The 15,954-nt window shown below is 57.2% G+C and carries 19 protein-coding genes; 13 read left to right on the forward strand and 6 right to left on the reverse strand.

The features are described from left to right. Positions 1–52: 52 nt before the first annotated feature. Positions 53–880: a thermonuclease family protein gene (locus EQV93_RS12575; protein ID WP_240891675.1), complete on the reverse strand. Its 828-nt coding sequence runs from the start codon at positions 878–880 to the stop codon at positions 53–55. Positions 881–885: 5 nt separating this feature from the next. After that, positions 886–1,137, reverse strand: a complete 252-nt coding sequence (gene rpmE, locus EQV93_RS12580; protein ID WP_019825265.1) for a 50S ribosomal protein L31 — start codon at positions 1,135–1,137, stop codon at positions 886–888. Positions 1,138–1,356: 219 nt separating this feature from the next. Here rpmE and EQV93_RS12585 point away from each other — a divergent pair, with 219 nt between their 5' ends. From EQV93_RS12585 to EQV93_RS12610, 6 genes are all read left to right on the forward strand, one after another. Continuing rightward, entirely contained in the window at positions 1,357–3,576 is a 2,220-nt protein-coding gene (locus EQV93_RS12585; protein WP_146384891.1) for a primosomal protein N', read from the forward strand. A 227-nt stretch (positions 3,577–3,803) separates the two neighbouring features. Next, complete coding sequence (gene argS, locus EQV93_RS12590) at positions 3,804–5,540, forward strand: arginine--tRNA ligase (protein WP_122785207.1); 1,737 nt, start codon at positions 3,804–3,806, stop codon at positions 5,538–5,540. Between the two features lies 1 nt (position 5,541). After that, positions 5,542–6,234: an SPOR domain-containing protein gene (locus tag EQV93_RS12595; RefSeq protein ID WP_122785208.1), complete on the forward strand. Its 693-nt coding sequence runs from the start codon at positions 5,542–5,544 to the stop codon at positions 6,232–6,234. A 186-nt stretch (positions 6,235–6,420) separates the two neighbouring features. After that, positions 6,421–6,951, forward strand: a complete 531-nt coding sequence (gene hslV, locus EQV93_RS12600; RefSeq protein ID WP_122785209.1) for an ATP-dependent protease subunit HslV — start codon at positions 6,421–6,423, stop codon at positions 6,949–6,951. Between the two features lie 68 nt (positions 6,952–7,019). Next, complete coding sequence (hslU, locus tag EQV93_RS12605) at positions 7,020–8,354, forward strand: ATP-dependent protease ATPase subunit HslU (RefSeq protein ID WP_122785210.1); 1,335 nt, start codon at positions 7,020–7,022, stop codon at positions 8,352–8,354. A gap of 180 nt (positions 8,355–8,534) precedes the next feature. After that, positions 8,535–8,912, forward strand: coding sequence for a gamma-butyrobetaine hydroxylase-like domain-containing protein (locus EQV93_RS12610; RefSeq protein WP_122785211.1), 378 nt, complete (start codon positions 8,535–8,537; stop codon positions 8,910–8,912). A gap of 49 nt (positions 8,913–8,961) precedes the next feature. Here EQV93_RS12610 and EQV93_RS12615 read toward each other — a convergent pair whose 3' ends face one another. The 4 genes from EQV93_RS12615 to EQV93_RS12630 all read right to left on the reverse strand — a co-directional run bounded on the left by EQV93_RS12615 (position 8,962) and on the right by EQV93_RS12630 (position 11,287). After that, positions 8,962–9,702: a phasin family protein gene (locus EQV93_RS12615; protein ID WP_240891676.1), complete on the reverse strand. Its 741-nt coding sequence runs from the start codon at positions 9,700–9,702 to the stop codon at positions 8,962–8,964. Positions 9,703–9,925: 223 nt separating this feature from the next. Next, a complete protein-coding gene (locus EQV93_RS12620) occupies positions 9,926–10,252 on the reverse strand; it encodes a hypothetical protein (protein WP_122785213.1) in 327 nt (108 codons plus the stop codon). A gap of 157 nt (positions 10,253–10,409) precedes the next feature. After that, a complete protein-coding gene (locus EQV93_RS12625) occupies positions 10,410–10,727 on the reverse strand; it encodes a hypothetical protein (RefSeq protein WP_122785214.1) in 318 nt (105 codons plus the stop codon). Between the two features lie 284 nt (positions 10,728–11,011). Then, a complete protein-coding gene (locus tag EQV93_RS12630) occupies positions 11,012–11,287 on the reverse strand; it encodes a polyhydroxyalkanoic acid system family protein (protein ID WP_122785215.1) in 276 nt (91 codons plus the stop codon). A gap of 143 nt (positions 11,288–11,430) precedes the next feature. Between EQV93_RS12630 and ubiE the strand changes: the two genes are divergently transcribed. From ubiE to tatB, 7 genes are all read left to right on the forward strand, one after another. Continuing rightward, the gene (gene ubiE, locus EQV93_RS12635) at positions 11,431–12,201 is read left to right on the forward strand and encodes a bifunctional demethylmenaquinone methyltransferase/2-methoxy-6-polyprenyl-1,4-benzoquinol methylase UbiE (protein WP_122785216.1); all 771 of its coding nucleotides are present in this window, start codon (positions 11,431–11,433) and stop codon (positions 12,199–12,201) included. Next, entirely contained in the window at positions 12,201–12,824 is a 624-nt protein-coding gene (locus EQV93_RS12640) for a ubiquinone biosynthesis accessory factor UbiJ (RefSeq protein ID WP_146384895.1), read from the forward strand. The genes ubiE and EQV93_RS12640 overlap by 1 nt, the downstream gene beginning before the upstream one ends. Further along, a complete protein-coding gene (gene ubiB / locus EQV93_RS12645; RefSeq protein WP_240891677.1) occupies positions 12,821–14,425 on the forward strand; it encodes a ubiquinone biosynthesis regulatory protein kinase UbiB in 1,605 nt (534 codons plus the stop codon). The genes EQV93_RS12640 and ubiB overlap by 4 nt, the downstream gene beginning before the upstream one ends. A 79-nt stretch (positions 14,426–14,504) precedes the next feature. Further along, positions 14,505–14,906 carry a phosphoribosyl-AMP cyclohydrolase gene (gene hisI / locus EQV93_RS12650; protein ID WP_122785219.1) on the forward strand — a complete coding sequence of 134 codons (402 nt, stop codon included), beginning with the start codon at positions 14,505–14,507 and terminating at the stop codon, positions 14,904–14,906. Further along, the gene (locus tag EQV93_RS12655; protein ID WP_122785220.1) at positions 14,899–15,231 is read left to right on the forward strand and encodes a phosphoribosyl-ATP diphosphatase; all 333 of its coding nucleotides are present in this window, start codon (positions 14,899–14,901) and stop codon (positions 15,229–15,231) included. Before hisI ends, EQV93_RS12655 begins: the two co-directional genes overlap by 8 nt. A gap of 24 nt (positions 15,232–15,255) precedes the next feature. After that, complete coding sequence (locus tag EQV93_RS12660; RefSeq protein ID WP_019825245.1) at positions 15,256–15,534, forward strand: twin-arginine translocase TatA/TatE family subunit; 279 nt, start codon at positions 15,256–15,258, stop codon at positions 15,532–15,534. A gap of 10 nt (positions 15,535–15,544) precedes the next feature. Further along, positions 15,545–15,952 carry a Sec-independent protein translocase protein TatB gene (tatB, locus tag EQV93_RS12665; RefSeq protein WP_240891678.1) on the forward strand — a complete coding sequence of 136 codons (408 nt, stop codon included), beginning with the start codon at positions 15,545–15,547 and terminating at the stop codon, positions 15,950–15,952. Positions 15,953–15,954 lie beyond the last annotated feature (2 nt).

Genomic DNA, 15,954 nt, shown 5'->3' on the forward strand with positions numbered 1-15,954 from the left:
GCTGCGCAAGGGCTGTAGTGTCCACAATTACGCTTTAAAATTGTCTACAATTTTATTTGGAAATGATCTTGAGCATCCCCGGATGAGTCAATGGCAACATCCAGCGCGCTTGTCCGGTTTTCAATCCGCCGCGGCGCGAACGATCCAGCACCCAGCCACGCACCTCGACCTGAGCGCCTTGTAGCTTACCGAAGGTTTTCTGATCGAAATTACCCAGGTCATTGGGTGCAATGTGCGCGACCAATCCGCCTTGCAGATCAATCCAAAGCCCGCCGCGATTGCGTTGCACCTTACTGACCTTACCCCCGACCACGGCAAAACCTGAGCGGTTAATGTTCTGGGCTGAGACAACCGGCGATTGCCGCCATAGCCCGACACCGTTCGTCCGGGCGCGGCGTTCGGCGGCTTGCTGACAATCCAGCAACTCGACATTGGGTGCTATTGCGACTTGATAGGCCAGGCCATCCGCCAACAACTGCGCCTCCAGATTACTGCCGTCGGCACCAAAGACATGGGCCAGTGTTCGCCCGTAACGGTCCTTGGCCTGCTTGCCGGGCAACAGCCCTACGCGCCCGTCACTGAGCGCCACCAAGCTTTGCAGACGCTTGCGGGCGGCGTCGGCAAAAGGTTCGGCACTCTGGCCCTTTTTGCCGGTTTCGGGTGCATTGAGGCCGATCATGCGCACGCTGCGACCATCCTTGAGGCGCAGGGTGTCGCCATCGACCACGCGCTCTACCTGCGCGTACGACACCGGCTGAGGTGCGGGGCACAGCGCTTGCGCCTGCACCACCGAAAGCCAAATCGCGGGCACAAAAAAGGCGCCCGCAAGGGACGCCTTTTTCAATAACCCGGCCAGACTCGAAAGGCTGCCCAAGGTCATCAGCCTTACTCGGCTGCTTTTTCTGCTTCTGCTGCTGGAGCGGCTGCTTTAGCGCCGAAAGCACCAAAACGAGTCTTGAAGCGATCAACACGACCGCCAATGTCCAGAGTTTTTTGCTTACCGGTGTAGAACGGGTGGCACTCGTTGCATACGTCAGTGCCCAGTGGTTTGCACAGGTTCGAACGAGTTTCGAACTTGTTGCCGCAGCTGCAAGTTACCAGGATTGTTTCGTACGCTGGATGGATATCGGCTTTCATGGGGTATTCCTCAGGCTAGCGTGCCGCCACTCAACACCATTGTTGAATACCGCACGTAAATTTAGGGCGCCGATAATACCAGACCTTTGCATTGACGCAAGCGGCCAAGCATGCTCCACCTGATTTCTTTCGTATTTGCCTGACATGGGTTTTAGTCCCTGCCCCCGTTGTCTGCTAGGCTCCGGGCCATCTTTGCCGTTCATCACTTGAGAGCCCCGCGTGCCCGACGCCATATTGCGCCTTGCCCTGCCTTCCCCCCTGCGCCGCCTGTTCGATTACCGGGCGCCTGCGGGCGTTCGACGTGAGCAATTGCAGCCCGGGATGCGCTTGCGGGTGCCGTTCGGGCGGCGCGAAATGATCGGCATTTTAGTCGAAGTGGTTGATCACAGCGACGTGCCAGCCGACAAGCTCAAGCCCGCCATCGCCCTGCTTGACGCGACGCCACCGCTGCCAGCTTCTTTATTTAAGCTGTGCTTATGGACCTCGCAGTATTACCAGCACAGCCTGGGCGACACCCTGAGCTGGGCGCTGCCGGTTTTACTGCGCCAGGGCGAACTGGCTGAGACCCGTCAGGAACGCTTTTGGCAAATCGCCCCCGGCGCGCAGCTTGACGACCCGCGTGTGGCCCGCGCGCCGCGTCAGCGAGAAGCTCTGGCCACGCTGGCGCAACACCCCCATGGGGTGGCGCATCAACTGCTGAGCAAATTGATGCTGAGCAAAGACAGCCTCGACCTGTTGCTGGCCAAGGGGCTGGTGACCGTCGAGGTACGCCGCCATGCGCCAAGTGAACGCCATGAGCACTGGCTGGCCCAGCCCGAGCTGCCGCTCAACCCCGAACAGCGGGCCGCCTACGAGGCTATTCGTGCAGGATTCGATCACTTCCATGCCTTTTTATTGGCGGGCGTCACGGGCAGCGGCAAAACCGAGGTGTATTTGCAGCTGATTCGCGAAACGCTGCAGGCTGGCAAACAAGCGCTGGTATTGATCCCGGAGATCAACCTCGGCCCGCAAACCCTGGCCCGCTTCGAGCAACGCTTTAATGCACGCATCGCGCTGGTGCATTCGGCGGTCAACGATCGTGAGCGGCTGGAAAGTTGGCTGGCCGCTCGTGATGGCGAGGCCGACATTATTATTGGCACACGTTCGGCGCTGTTCACTCCGATGAAAAACCCGGGCCTGATCATCATCGACGAAGAGCACGACGGCTCGTATAAGCAGCAGGAAGGTTTGCGCTATCACGCTCGCGACCTGGCACTGGTGCGCGCCCGACAAGAAAACATACCGATTGTGCTCGGCTCCGCGACCCCTTCACTTGAAAGTTTGCATAACGCCTACACGGGCCGCTATGGCCTGCTGCGCTTGAATGAACGGGCGGGCGGTGCCAAGCAGCCACGCTTCCTTCGGCTGGATGTCAAAAGCCGCCCGCTGGACAGCGGTATTTCCGGCCCGATGCAACAAGCCATCGGCCAAACCCTGGCGGCGGGCCAGCAAGTACTGGTGTTTCTCAACCGCCGCGGCTTTGCCCCGACCTTGTTGTGCCATGACTGCGGCTGGATGTCGGAGTGCCAACGCTGCGATGCACGCATGACGGTTCATCAGCGCTCGGGCGAGCTTCGCTGCCATCACTGCGGCTACGTCGAACGCGTGCCGCGCAACTGCCCGCAGTGCGGTAAAGTTGACTTGCGACCGGTAGGTGCCGGCACCGAGCGGGCGGAAGAACGGTTAGGGATTTTATTCCCTGACTACCCCGTGCTCCGGGTCGATCGCGACAGCACCTCGCGCAAAGACGCGATGAACCAGCTGTTTGCCACCATTCAAAAAGGCCAGCCGTGCATTTTGATCGGCACGCAAATGCTCGCCAAAGGTCATCACTTCCCCCGGGTAACGCTGGTGTCGATTCTGGACGCCGACGGCGGTTTGTTCTCGGGCGACTTTCGCGCCAGCGAGCGCATGGCCCAGCTTATCGTTCAAGTCGCGGGCCGTGCGGGGCGCGCCGAAGAGCCGGGCAAGGTGATCATCCAGACCCATCTGGCCGACCATCCGCTGCTGATTCAGCTGACGGAGCAAGGCTACTTCGCCTTTGCCGAACAAGCCTTGAGCGAGCGTCGGGCCGCAGGCTTGCCGCCCTTTGCTCATCTGGCACTGTTGCGCGCCGAGGCTCACAAGCCGGGGCAAGCTGAAGGTTTTCTGGACGAGGCGTGCAGCGAGGCCGAGCGTTTGCTGGGCGAGCTAAACTTGAGCGGTATCGAGCTGCTCGGCCCCGTACCAGCGCCGATGGAGCGCCGCGCCGGACGCTACCGTGCCCAACTGTTGCTTCAGGCCAATGCCCGGGCACCGCTGCATCGACTGCTGAACCAGTGGCTGCTGGTGCTGGAGCAAATGCCCAGCGGTCGACAAGTACGCTGGTCGCTGGACGTGGACCCGGTCGATCTTTATTGACACGCGTCCATGTAGCCGCTGCCGAAGGCTGCGATAAGGGCCGCTGGACCTTCGCTTTTATTCAAAAGCAGGTTTGATACGCGCCCCATCGCAGCCTGCGGCAGCGGCTACAGATTTAACAAAGCCCGGCTGCTAAGGTTGGCAAGGCCGACCCGGCAACGGATAATGCCCAGTTTTTCCACCTGCGCACTAAAGCGCTACCGCGCTTGCGGTTGAAAGAGAAGACCATGAAAGACACCATTCGCCAGCTTATTCAAAAAGCCCTGGATCAACTCGTCACAGAAGGTGTGTTGCCTGAAGGCCTGACGCCAGCGATTCAGGTGGAAAACGCCCGTGACAAAACCCACGGCGACTTCGCCAGCAACATTGCCATGATGCTGGCCAAGCCTGCCGGCATGAAGCCGCGCGACCTGGCTGAAAAAATCATCGCCGCCCTGCCGGCCGATGAGCAGATCAGCAAGACCGAGATCGCCGGTCCGGGCTTCCTGAACTTCTTCCAGAACACCCAAGCCCTGGCTTCGCGCCTCGATGCGGCACTGGCCGACGAGAAAATCGGCGTGCGCAAGTCGACACCCGCCATGCGCACCGTGGTCGACATGTCCGCGCCTAACCTGGCCAAAGAAATGCACGTGGGCCACTTGCGCTCGACCATCATTGGCGATGGCGTGGCACGGGTACTGGAATTTCTCGGTGACGATGTAATTCGCCAAAACCACGTTGGCGACTGGGGCACCCAGTTCGGCATGTTGATGGCCTATCTGGAAGAAAACCCGATCACCAGCGACGAGCTGTCTGACCTCGAAAACTTCTACCGCGCCGCTAAAAAACGCTTCGACGAGTCGCCCGAGTTTGCCGACCGTGCCCGCAGCCTAGTGGTCAAGCTGCAAGCCGGCGATCCGGAGTGCCTGGCGCTGTGGACCAAGTTCAAAGACATTTCGCTGTCGCACTGCCAGAAAATCTACGAGCAGTTGAACGTCAAATTGACCATGGCCGATGTGATGGGCGAAAGCGCCTACAACGACGACCTGATCAACGTTGTCAACGACCTCAAGGCCAAAGGCATGTTGGTCGAGAGCAATGGCGCCCAGTGCGTGTTCCTCGACGAATTCAAAAACGCTGAAGGCGAGCCCCTGCCGGTGATCATCGTCAAGGCGGACGGCGGCTATCTGTATGCCACCACCGACCTTGCGGCCATTCGCTACCGCAGCGGCGTACTGAAGGCCGATCGCGCCCTGTACTTTGTCGACCAGCGTCAGGCCCTGCACTTCCAGCAAGTGTTCGCCGTCGCCCGTAAAGCCGGTTTCATTACCCACCCGATGGAAATGGAACACATGGGCTTCGGCACCATGAACGGCGCGGATGGCCGCCCGTTCAAAACCCGCGACGGCGGCACGGTCAAACTGATTGACCTGCTCAACGAAGCCAAAGAACGTGCTTACGCGCTGGTAAAAGAGAAAAACCCGGAGCTGGCCGAAGAAGAACTGCGTGCCATTGCCAAAGTGGTGGGTATTGGCGCGGTGAAATACGCCGACTTGTCCAAGCACCGCACCAGCGATTACAGCTTCAACTTCGACCTGATGTTGAACTTTGAAGGCAATACCGCACCTTACTTGCTGTATGCCTACACCCGTGTTGCGGGCGTGTTCCGTAAGCTGGGCAAGAACTTCGATGAAGTTGAAGGCCACATCATTCTTCAGGCACCACAGGAACAAGAACTGGCGGCCAAATTGGCTCAGTTCAGCGAAGTACTGAATCACGTCGCCGAAAAAGGCACCCCGCACACGCTGTGCACGTACCTGTACGAAGTGGCCGGCCTGTTCTCCAGTTTCTACGAGAACTGCCCGATCCTGAGCGCAGAAGACGAAGCACAGAAGCAAAGCCGCCTGCGTTTGGCTGCCTTGTCGGGCCGCACCCTCAAGCAAGGCCTGGAATTGCTGGGTCTGGAAACTCTGGAGCGCATGTAAGTTGGCCGCTAAAAAGAAGCCTGCACCCAAGCGAGGCGCCAGTCGGTACCAGGCGCCCGCCAAACAGCCCATTCCGGGTTGGCTGTGGATGGCTATTGGCCTCACGGTGGGCGCCTTTATTGTGTTCTTGATGAAACTCGAACCCGGCAAGGGCGACGACGTAAAACGGGTCAAGCAAGAGCAGCAAAAAGCCTCACAGGTCGAGCACGCCAATAAAACGGCACCTAGCCCGACCCAGCCGGCCAAGCCCAAGTACGACTTCTACACGTTGCTGCCCGAGTCAGAAGTGATCGTGCCACCTGATGCCGTGCCGGAAAAAACCCCGCCAACGCCACAAGCGGCGCCCGTGGTACCGGTCACGCCTGCAGAGGCCGCGAAAATCGACACGGCTCGCGCCCAGGCAGCGCTAAGTGGCGTCACGCCACCACCGGCGCCGCCTGTGATAAAAGCGGCACCCGTCACCAAGTTCTTCCTGCAAGCGGGCTCGTTCCGCAAACAGGCCGATGCTGAACGGGTACGTGCGCAAATCATCTTGTTGGGGCAAACCGCCACCGTTGAGGCCGGCACGGTCAAGGATGAAACCTGGTACCGCGTGCTGGTCGGGCCGTTCACCAACCGCGACCAGCTGACCGTTGCTCAAAAGCAATTGGCCGGCAGCGGGTTCAATAATTTGCTGTTGCAACAGCGCCGCTAAAAACGCTCACAAGCTCGCCTCTACAGAGATGCATGGATGCTGTAGAAGCGAGCTTGCTCGCGATGCTTATCCCCTCCCCGCCTTGCTCCACTCATCGACATTCCCTCCCCACGGTTGAAAAACCGACTACAACCCCCATATGTATTTCCATCAGGCATTTTCGCCCCGCTGCGTGGAGACTCTCCCTTGACCACCATCGTTTCAGTACGCCGTCACGGCAAAGTCGTCATGGCTGGCGACGGCCAGGTTTCCCTTGGCAATACCGTGATGAAAGGCAACGCGAAAAAAGTTCGTCGCCTCTATCACGGTCAGGTTATCGCCGGTTTTGCCGGTGCCACCGCCGATGCATTTACCTTGTTCGAACGCTTTGAAGGCCAGCTTGAGAAACATCAAGGCCATCTGGTTCGTGCCGCTGTCGAGTTAGCCAAAGAATGGCGTACCGACCGCTCGCTGAGCCGCCTGGAGGCCATGTTGGCGGTTGCCAACAAAGACGCTTCGTTGATCATCACCGGCAACGGTGACGTGGTTGAGCCTGAAGACGGCTTGATCGCAATGGGGTCTGGCGGTGCATTCGCCCAAGCTGCAGCCCGCGCCCTGCTGATGAAAACCGACCTTTCGGCCCGCGAAATCGCAGAAACCGCACTCGGTATCGCTGGCGACATCTGCGTATTCACTAACCACAACATCACTATCGAGGAGCAGGACCTCGCTAATTAAGACGCCTGCCGGGACAGCATGCCTGCCCGTTTGTGACCCTTACTTTAGCTAGAGGAACGCCAATTACCATGTCCATGACTCCCCGCGAAATTGTCCACGAACTCAATCGCCATATCATCGGCCAGGACGACGCCAAACGCGCCGTTGCCATCGCCCTGCGTAACCGCTGGCGCCGGATGCAACTGCCCGAAGAACTGCGCGTTGAAGTGACACCGAAAAACATTCTGATGATCGGCCCGACCGGTGTAGGTAAAACCGAGATCGCACGTCGTCTGGCCAAGCTGGCCAACGCACCGTTCATCAAAGTGGAAGCCACCAAGTTCACCGAAGTCGGTTATGTCGGCCGCGACGTTGAGTCGATCATTCGTGATCTGGCAGATGCCGCCATCAAACTGCTGCGTGAACAGGAAATCGTCAAGGTTCGCCACCGTGCTGAAGAAGCGGCCGAAGAGCGCATCCTCGATGCCCTCTTGCCACCGCCTCGCACCTTTGGCGAAGAAGCCGCAGTGCCGCAGGACTCCAACACGCGCCAACTGTTCCGCAAACGCCTGCGTGAAGGTCAACTGGACGACAAAGAAATCGAAATCGAAGTGGCTGACGTCGCCGGTGTCGATATTTCTGCGCCGCCTGGCATGGAAGAAATGACCAACCAGTTGCAGAACCTGTTTGCCAACATGGGCAAAGGCAAGCGCAAAAACCGCAAGCTGAAAGTCAAAGAAGCCCTGAAAATGGTGCGTGACGAAGAAGCCAGCCGCCTGGTTAACGATGAAGAACTCAAAGCCAAAGCTCTGGAAGCCGTAGAGCAACACGGCATTGTGTTTATCGATGAAATCGACAAAGTGGCCAAGCGTGGCAATGTCGGCGGTGCCGATGTATCTCGCGAAGGTGTGCAGCGCGACCTGCTGCCGCTGATCGAGGGCTGCACCGTCAACACCAAGCTGGGCATGGTCAAAACCGACCACATCCTGTTCATCGCATCGGGTGCCTTCCACCTGAGCAAACCAAGCGATCTGGTGCCCGAACTGCAAGGCCGCCTGCCAATCCGCGTTGAACTCAAGGCTTTGTCGCCTGAAGACTTCGAGCGCATTCTCAGCGAGCCGCATGCTTCTTTGACTGAGCAATACCGCGAGCTACTGAAGACCGAAGGTTTGAACATCGAGTTCATGCCAGAAGGCATCAAGCGCTTGGCAGAAATTGCCTGGCAGGTTAACGAGAAAACCGAAAACATCGGTGCTCGCCGCCTGCACACGCTGCTTGAGCGGCTGCTTGAAGAGGTGTCTTTCAGTGCCGGTGATATCGCCAGCGCTCATCAAGAGGAACCGATTCGCATCGATGCCGAGTATGTGAACAGCCACTTGGGTGAATTGGCCGAGAACGAAGACCTCTCGCGCTACATCTTGTAAACCTCTACCCGCAAGGGTGTACACAGCACTTGTAGCCGCTGCGAGGGCTGCGATAAGGCTAAAAAGCCTTCAGTGATCCCTGGATCCTGCGCCGATACGATTGGCGATCGCGACCTGCGTCAGCGGCTACTGTGTTTGTGCCTGGGCTTAAGGCACATTAACTCTGACGGACCCAAGGCAATGACCAAGCTTCCTACAGCTATCAAACTGCATAAAGTCTCAAAAACCCTCTCGCTCACCTATGGGCCAGACGAGGTTTACACCTTGCCTGCCGAGTTTTTGCGAGTGCATTCGCCTTCTGCCGAAGTGCAGGGTCACGGCAAGCCGATCCTGCAATACGGCAAAATCGATGTCGGCTTGAGCAAGGTCGAACCTGCGGGCCAATACGCGCTAAAGCTCACCTTCGATGACGGCCACGACAGCGGCTTGTTTACCTGGGACTACCTTTATGAACTGGGTAAACGCCAGGATGCTTTGTGGGCGGACTACCTTGAAGAGCTGAAAAAAGCCGGTAAAACGCGAGACCCAGCTGTCTCCGTTGTGAAGTTGATGCTCTAAGCACCCGCTACCAAGGGCCGTCGGGCACAGCCAGGTCTGCCAGGGCTCGTCAGCTTGAGGTTTTTTCAAGTGGCGGCGTGGCCGCTGCCGGGGTGGCGGTGGGTTGGGTGGTTTTTTTGCGAGTAGCAGGCTTTTTCGTAGCCACTTTGGCAGCAGCGGGTTTGGCGGCAGGTTTGGCAGGGGCTGAAGGTGCCTTGGCAGCCGGTTTAACCGCAGGCTTGGCGGCAGGCTTGGCGGCAGGCTTAACCGCAGGCTTGGCAGCAGCAGACTTTGCAGCAGCAGGTTTAGCCGGGGCGGTGGCACGGCTCGCCGGCTTGGCGACCGCAGGTTTGGCAGCCGCCTTGACAGGTACCGGCTTGCTCGCGGCAGGGGATTTGCTCGCCGCTACTTTTGCCGCGGCGGCAGTGAGTTTTTCAAGATGCTGGGTGAGCGTCTCAACCTTGGCGTGCAGCGCTTTCACTTCCTCGCTACTGGGTACACCCAAACGTGAAATGGCACTGTTCAGACGCTTGTCGAATGCCTCTTCCAACTCGCTCCACTTACCCAATGCCAACTCTTTAACGTCGTCCACTTTAGAGCGTGTTGATGACTTTGCCGTTTTAGGCTCGCCTGCCTTTGTCAGCTTCTCTGCTTTTTCACCCTCTTTGACCAGACTGTCGAACAGGCTGCTACCGTCTGTATCGATTTTCGAATAGACCCCCAAACCCGCCAGCCAGATTTTTCGGGAATACTTTTCAACTTTACCTACCCATGAAGGGCTTTGTTGCGCAGTCGGTTTTTTAGCAGTCATCGTGTTCCCCTTTATGCCCAGTGGTGACGTCGATCAGCCAATGCAGCAACTCACCAAGATGAACACGGTGTTCACCTCAATCAGGCTTAGACGCAAAATGCCTGCGATTCAAGCTTGAAACTCTGTTTATCGGTGAAGAGCCAAAAAAACACCGCACACATCAGAAAAGATGACGCCACCAAACGCGCAAATGGCCAAACAGGGTCGCTGCGAAGTGCACAATTCAGGCAGAAGCACTCACCTTGCCATTTTCGAACTCACCGTCCATCAAGTCAGTGATCTCACTTTCAGAGCTCCAGGCTTCAGCTTCCGCCAATGGCCCGTAGGTCATAAATATAACGCTGTTCATATAGACCAGAACCTTGCCGAATTCGGCCCCCTCGGCGTCATGAATTAAATACTCCACGACCCCCTCTGCCTTTACTTCTTCTCGGTACATAAGTGCGGCGTGCGCAGCGATAAATAATTGAAGAACACGCTCGGCTTTTTCCCGTGCAACGGCGTGACCAATGTCAGAAGTGCGTGCAACGGTAAATATATAATGAGACATTCTCCGCTCCCTAAAGAATAAACAGTCAAACACGCACAATAAAAAGTGGGCCTTATAAAAAGGCGCCACTTTAATTGACGTTTCAATAAGCCGTTAGCCGTTGATCATTTCGCTAACAGCCGCCACATCACGATTGGACATGACTTGTGTCGAGCACTCAGACTTCAACAGAGTTGGGGAATGCCCGCTCCATCAGTTCAATGGCATCGCCTTCTGCAGTCCAGGCGTCATCCTCTGCGGCTGCACCCGCCATCAGAAAGACGACGCGGAAGCCATTGATGCTGACAAAACCGGTCATATCCCCAGCTTCAGTTTGAACCACGTAGCTAATACCTGACTTCAATTCAACAACAGGTGCCCATTTCAAATCTCGCGAAGACACGAACTCTTCAAGCACACCTTCAACTTTTGCAGCGATTTCTGTTGCGGACATGTTTTTTGGGTTATGAACAACAGCGTTTAAATACAGCGACATTTTTGAATTCCTAATTGGGTTATTGTGTTCCTTCGATACCCATATTAGTCACTCATTGAAAATTGCCAACTTCGCCAACACGCACTAAAAAAAACCAACAACTGCGCTAGATAAAGTCTCTTGGCTGTTTCACACCTGACGATTTAAATAAGTTTACTTCATCACCCGCTCTTTCCTACCGATCAAAACTCCCAAGCGACTCTCAAACTGCATTGAAGGCGATGCCATAACGTTGACATCGCCCTTCGACACGTCGCAGGTTGACCGCCGGGCAGGTGCCAGGCTCAAGCCAGCGCTTTGTCCAATGAACGTTCAATTTCTGACTGAATCATGCCGCTCATCGCGGACATCAGCATGCCCAGCTCTACATCGACCTTGACTGTTTTTTCGCCGATTTCCAGCGTGCCGTTAACGCCGGAGCGCTTAAGTTTTACAGTATCGCCCTGCCAGGTCGGGGTCAGACCGTATTGCCCCGCCAGCTTTTCAACCAACGGCTGGGCTTTTTCGCGGGCGGCTTCAAGGCCAAGGTTATGGGCACGTTCAACGTTGATGCGGGCCATTGCTCACTCCTGCTAGAAAAGCCTGCCACTATACGGACATTGCCCGCCCAGCGCGGCTCGCAATGACACGCCAGCGAGCCCGGCCAAGACAAAGCCGGCAAGCAGGATTAGAATGGCCAGCATTCTCTTTTGGTGACAGCGATATGACTGATCAGCGCAAAGGCAGCGATGCCGAACCCACCACACACTTCGGCTTCAAAAACGTTCCAGAAAGCCAGAAAGCGGAAAAAGTCGCCGAGGTTTTCCACTCCGTGGCCGGTAAATATGACCTGATGAACGACGTTCTGTCAGGTGGCATGCACCGCCTGTGGAAGCGTTTCACTATCGAGTTGTCTGGCGTTCGTCCGGGCAACAAGGTGCTGGACATCGCGGGCGGCACCGGCGATCTGGCGCGCAAGTTCTCGCACCTTGTTGGCCCGACCGGCCAAGTGGTGCTGGCCGACATTAACGCTTCCATGCTCAAGGTTGGCCGTGACCGCCTGCTGGATAAAGGCGTGGCGGGCAATATCGAGTTCGTTCAGGCTGACGCTGAAAAGCTGCCGTTTCCGGACAACTATTTCGATTGCGTGACCATCGCTTTCGGCCTGCGTAACGTGACCCACAAAGAAGACGCGCTGCGCTCCATGTTGCGCGTACTCAAGCCAGGCGGCCGTTTGTTGGTGCTCGAGTTCTCCAAGCCGACCAACCCGCTGATGTCCAAGGTCTATGACGCCTACTCATTCGCCTTCATGCCAATGGTCGGCAAGCTGATCCTCAATGACCCGGAAAGCTATCGCTATCTGGCCGAGTCGATCCGCATGCACCCGAATCAAGAGACACTCAAGTCGATGATGGTCGAAGCCGGTTTTGACCGTGTGACTTATCACAACATGACGTCCGGCATTGTTGCACTGCATCGCGGTATTAAACCCTGATGTTGCTCAGGGGCCTTCTCGCCAGCGTCGAAACCGGCATCAATCGTGTCTTGCGATTGGACAGTACCGCGCTGGCTCGCTTGCAGCCGTTGACCGGCAAGGTGATTGCAGTGGAGTGCGCAAGCCCCGCACTGCACCTGTTCATTCTGCCTAGCGATGAAGGCCTGCTGTTGGCTACCCACTGGGCAGCCGATGCAGATTGCACCTTGCGCGCCCCTGTATCCAGCTTGCTGCGTTTAGTCTTGAGCAAAGACAAAACCCGTATTTTGCACAGCCCCGAAGTCGAGCTTGAAGGCGACAGCCATGTGTTGATGGCACTGGCGGCGGTTCTGCAAGATCTTGAGTTGGACTGGGAATACGAACTCTCGCGCTGGATCGGCCCCGTTGCTACTGCCTTGGTCGGTGGCCATGTGCGCAGCCGCGCCCATTGGTATCAGCAAGGTTTTGCCAGCCTCAATCAGAATCTCGCTGAATACCTGAGTGAAGAAGCTCGCACTTTGGTCGGAGAACGTGAGGCGCAAGCGCGCTTTGATGAGCTCGACCAACTCAAACTCGACCTGGATCGTCTTGAGGCCCGCTTCGAGCGCCTCTGCCGGTCCCTCAATACCAGCGATAACGCATGAAGTTGCTTGCCATACGCCGTTTGTTTCGTATCCAGCGCGTTGTCATTCGCTACCGCCTGGATGACCTGCTGTTCGCCTTGCCCTTGCCGTGGTGGTTGCTGTCGCTGCGCTATGCGCTGCCGTGGCGCTGGTTCCCACGTAAAAAGTTTGAGCTGAGCCGCGGCGCTGCGTTGCGTCTGGCCTTACAGGATTTGGGCCCCATCTTTATCAAGTTCGGGCAAATTCTCTCCACTCGTCGCGATTTGCTCCCACAAGACATTGCCGATGAGTTGATGCTGTTGCAAGACCGCGTGCCACCGTTCGACCCGCAGGTCGCGGTCAAACTGATCGAAGAACAACTCGGCGCCAAAATCAGCGACGTGTTCAGCCGTTTCGACATTGAGCCGCTGGCATCCGCGTCCGTGGCACAAGTGCACGCGGCCAAGCTCAAGACTGGCGAAGAAGTCGTGGTCAAGGTCGTACGCCCCGGTCTTAAACCGATCATCGGTTCAGATCTGGCCTGGCTGTTTATTCTGGCCAAAATTGCCGAACGCTTGAGTGCAGACGCCCGCCTCCTGCACCCGGTCGACGTAGTCAGCGATTACGAGAAGACCATCTACGATGAACTTGACCTGTTGCGCGAAGCGGCCAACGCCAGCCAGCTCAAGCGTAATTTCGAAGGTTCGCCGCTGCTGTATGTGCCGCAGATTTACTGGGACTGGTGCCGCCCCAAAGTGCTGGTGATGGAGCGCATCTACGGGGTTCAGGTCACCGATCTGGCCACCCTTGCCGATCAGCGCACCGACATGAAGCTGCTGGCCGAGCGCGGGGTCGAGATTTTCTTTACCCAAGTGTTCCGCGACAGTTTCTTCCATGCCGACATGCACCCCGGCAACATCTTTGTCAGCACCGTCAGCCCATGGAGCCCGCAGTACATCGCCATCGACTGCGGCATCGTCGGCAGCCTTACCCCCGAAGACCAGGATTATCTGGCGCGCAATCTGTTTGCTTTCTTCAAACGCGATTACCGCCGAGTGGCGCAACTGCACATTGATTCGGGATGGGTGCCGGCACACACCAAGCTCAATGAGTTTGAAGCGGCGATCCGTACCGTATGCGAACCCATTTTCGAGAAACCGCTGAAAGAGATTTCCTTTGGGCAAGTGCTGATGCGCCTGTTCCAGACGGCGCGACGCTTCAATATGGAAGTCCAGCCGCAGTTGGTATTGCTGCAAAAAACCTTGCTGAACATCGAAGGGCTGGGCCGCCAGCTGTACCCGGATCTGGACCTGTGGAGCACCGCCCAACCGTTCCTCGAACGCTGGATGCGTGAACGCGTCAGCCCCAAAACCTTGTTGCGCAACCTGCACAGCCAGGTCGAGCAGATACCGCACTTGGCCGACATGACCCGTGATTTGCTGGAGCGTATGTCGCAGCCCCATGCCAAAAATCAGAAGCTGGTGATCAGCGAGCCGAGGGACAGCTGGTTCCTGCGCCTGCTCGGCGCCGGGCACTTGGCCGCAGGTGCGTTACTGGCCAGTGTTGGCCCGCTCCACACCTTGGGCTACTGGCCTGCGGGGATCATGCTGGCAGTCGGCTTGTATCTGATCGTGCGCCGATAGCCAGCTCCGGGCGAGGCTGGCAAACTGTGAATTCACCGAGCCTTGACCAGAGGGTCAAGGTCGGTTGTCGGAGTCGAACATGAAAGAGTGGCTGGACGAAATCAAATGGGACAGCGACGGCCTGGTGCCGGCGATTGCCCAGGATCACAAAACCGGGCGCGTCTTGATGATGGCCTGGATGAACCGCGAAGCGCTGAGCCTGACCGCTGCTGAAAACCGTGCCATTTACTGGTCACGTTCACGTGGCAAACTGTGGCGCAAGGGTGAAGAATCAGGTCACGTACAAAAGCTGCATGAAATGCGCCTGGACTGTGACGCTGATGTGATCATCCTGATGGTCGAGCAAATCGGCGACATCGCCTGCCATACCGGACGTCAGAGCTGCTTCTATCGGGTGTACGAAAACGCCGAATGGAAGACCGTCGACCCGGTGCTTAAAGACCCGCATGCCATTTATCACGCAGGACACTCCCATGAATGACACCCTGAGCCGAGTAGCCCAAGTGCTCGAAGCACGCAAAGGTGCCACGCCAGAAAGCTCGTATGTCGCCAGCCTGTACCACAAGGGCTTGAACAAGATTCTGGAAAAAGTCGGCGAAGAGTCGGTTGAAACCATCATCGCCGCCAAAGATGCTGCCATCAGCGGCGATTACAGCGACGTTATCTACGAAACTGCCGATCTATGGTTCCACAGCATGATCATGCTCGCCCAACTGGGCCTGCACCCTCAGGCTGTACTGGATGAACTTGAGCGTCGTATCGGCACTTCCGGCCACGTGGAAAAAGCCTCGCGGCCATCTGCCTAACCTTGTTTTGGAGAGGAAAAGATCATGGGTATTTTTGACTGGAAACACTGGATCGTCATTCTGGTAGTCGTGGTACTGGTCTTCGGCACCAAAAAACTGAAAAACCTCGGCACTGATGTGGGTGAGTCGATCAAGGGCTTTCGCAAAGCCATGAACGACGACGAAAAGCCTGCTGAGCCCGTGGTTCCGCCTGCACAGCCCACTGCCGCGCCACAACCCCACACCACTTCGACGCTGAACGAGCCGCACACCATTGACGTGCAGGCGCAAAAAGTCGAAGAGCCGACCCGCAAAGACGTGTGAGCAGACCCTAATGTTTGGTATCAGCTTCAGTGAACTGCTGCTCGTTGGCCTGGTAGCCTTGCTGGTACTTGGCCCCGAGCGCCTGCCAGGTGCCGCACGCACGGCGGGCCTGTGGATCGGTCGTTTGAAGCGCAGTTTCAATGCGATCAAACAAGAAGTGGAGCGTGAAATCGGCGCCGATGAAATTCGTCGCCAGCTGCACAACGAACACATCCTGTCGATGGAAGAGGAAGCCAAGAAGATATTGGCTCCTCTTCAGGACGCCGTTAAGCCGCTTACGCCCAGCCAGACACCCGAGTCGCCATCGCCTGTCGAAACGGCCAGCCATGCGCCGATCAGCCTGGACAAGACGCCATCCGACACAGCGCCTCAACCGGCAGCGCCCCACGACCCAACCCTGCCACCGCGAGCCCCTTAAGC

The sequence above is a fragment of the Pseudomonas sp. TMW22091 genome (assembly GCF_022496705.1).
Classification (GTDB): Bacteria; Pseudomonadota; Gammaproteobacteria; order Pseudomonadales; family Pseudomonadaceae; genus Aquipseudomonas; species Aquipseudomonas saxonica.

Bases quoted from the DNA above. Each gene is read 5' to 3' on its own strand.
- EQV93_RS12610 (WP_122785211.1), top strand. From the start codon at position 8,535: ATGACCAAGCTTCCTACAGCTATCAAACTGCATAAAGTCTCAAAAACC.
- hslU (WP_122785210.1), top strand. From the start codon at position 7,020: ATGTCCATGACTCCCCGCGAAATTGTCCACGAACTCAATCGCCATATC.
- argS (WP_122785207.1), top strand. From the start codon at position 3,804: ATGAAAGACACCATTCGCCAGCTTATTCAAAAAGCCCTGGATCAACTC.
- EQV93_RS12575 (WP_240891675.1), bottom strand. From the start codon at position 880: ATGACCTTGGGCAGCCTTTCGAGTCTGGCCGGGTTATTGAAAAAGGCG.
- EQV93_RS12640 (WP_146384895.1), top strand. From the start codon at position 12,201: ATGTTGCTCAGGGGCCTTCTCGCCAGCGTCGAAACCGGCATCAATCGT.
- hisI (WP_122785219.1), top strand. From the start codon at position 14,505: ATGAAAGAGTGGCTGGACGAAATCAAATGGGACAGCGACGGCCTGGTG.
- ubiE (WP_122785216.1), top strand. From the start codon at position 11,431: ATGACTGATCAGCGCAAAGGCAGCGATGCCGAACCCACCACACACTTC.
- EQV93_RS12620 (WP_122785213.1), bottom strand. From the start codon at position 10,252: ATGTCTCATTATATATTTACCGTTGCACGCACTTCTGACATTGGTCAC.
- EQV93_RS12615 (WP_240891676.1), bottom strand. From the start codon at position 9,702: ATGACTGCTAAAAAACCGACTGCGCAACAAAGCCCTTCATGGGTAGGT.
- EQV93_RS12655 (WP_122785220.1), top strand. From the start codon at position 14,899: ATGAATGACACCCTGAGCCGAGTAGCCCAAGTGCTCGAAGCACGCAAA.
- EQV93_RS12660 (WP_019825245.1), top strand. From the start codon at position 15,256: ATGGGTATTTTTGACTGGAAACACTGGATCGTCATTCTGGTAGTCGTG.
- ubiB (WP_240891677.1), top strand. From the start codon at position 12,821: ATGAAGTTGCTTGCCATACGCCGTTTGTTTCGTATCCAGCGCGTTGTC.
- EQV93_RS12625 (WP_122785214.1), bottom strand. From the start codon at position 10,727: ATGTCGCTGTATTTAAACGCTGTTGTTCATAACCCAAAAAACATGTCC.
- rpmE (WP_019825265.1), bottom strand. From the start codon at position 1,137: ATGAAAGCCGATATCCATCCAGCGTACGAAACAATCCTGGTAACTTGC.
- EQV93_RS12630 (WP_122785215.1), bottom strand. From the start codon at position 11,287: ATGGCCCGCATCAACGTTGAACGTGCCCATAACCTTGGCCTTGAAGCC.
- tatB (WP_240891678.1), top strand. From the start codon at position 15,545: ATGTTTGGTATCAGCTTCAGTGAACTGCTGCTCGTTGGCCTGGTAGCC.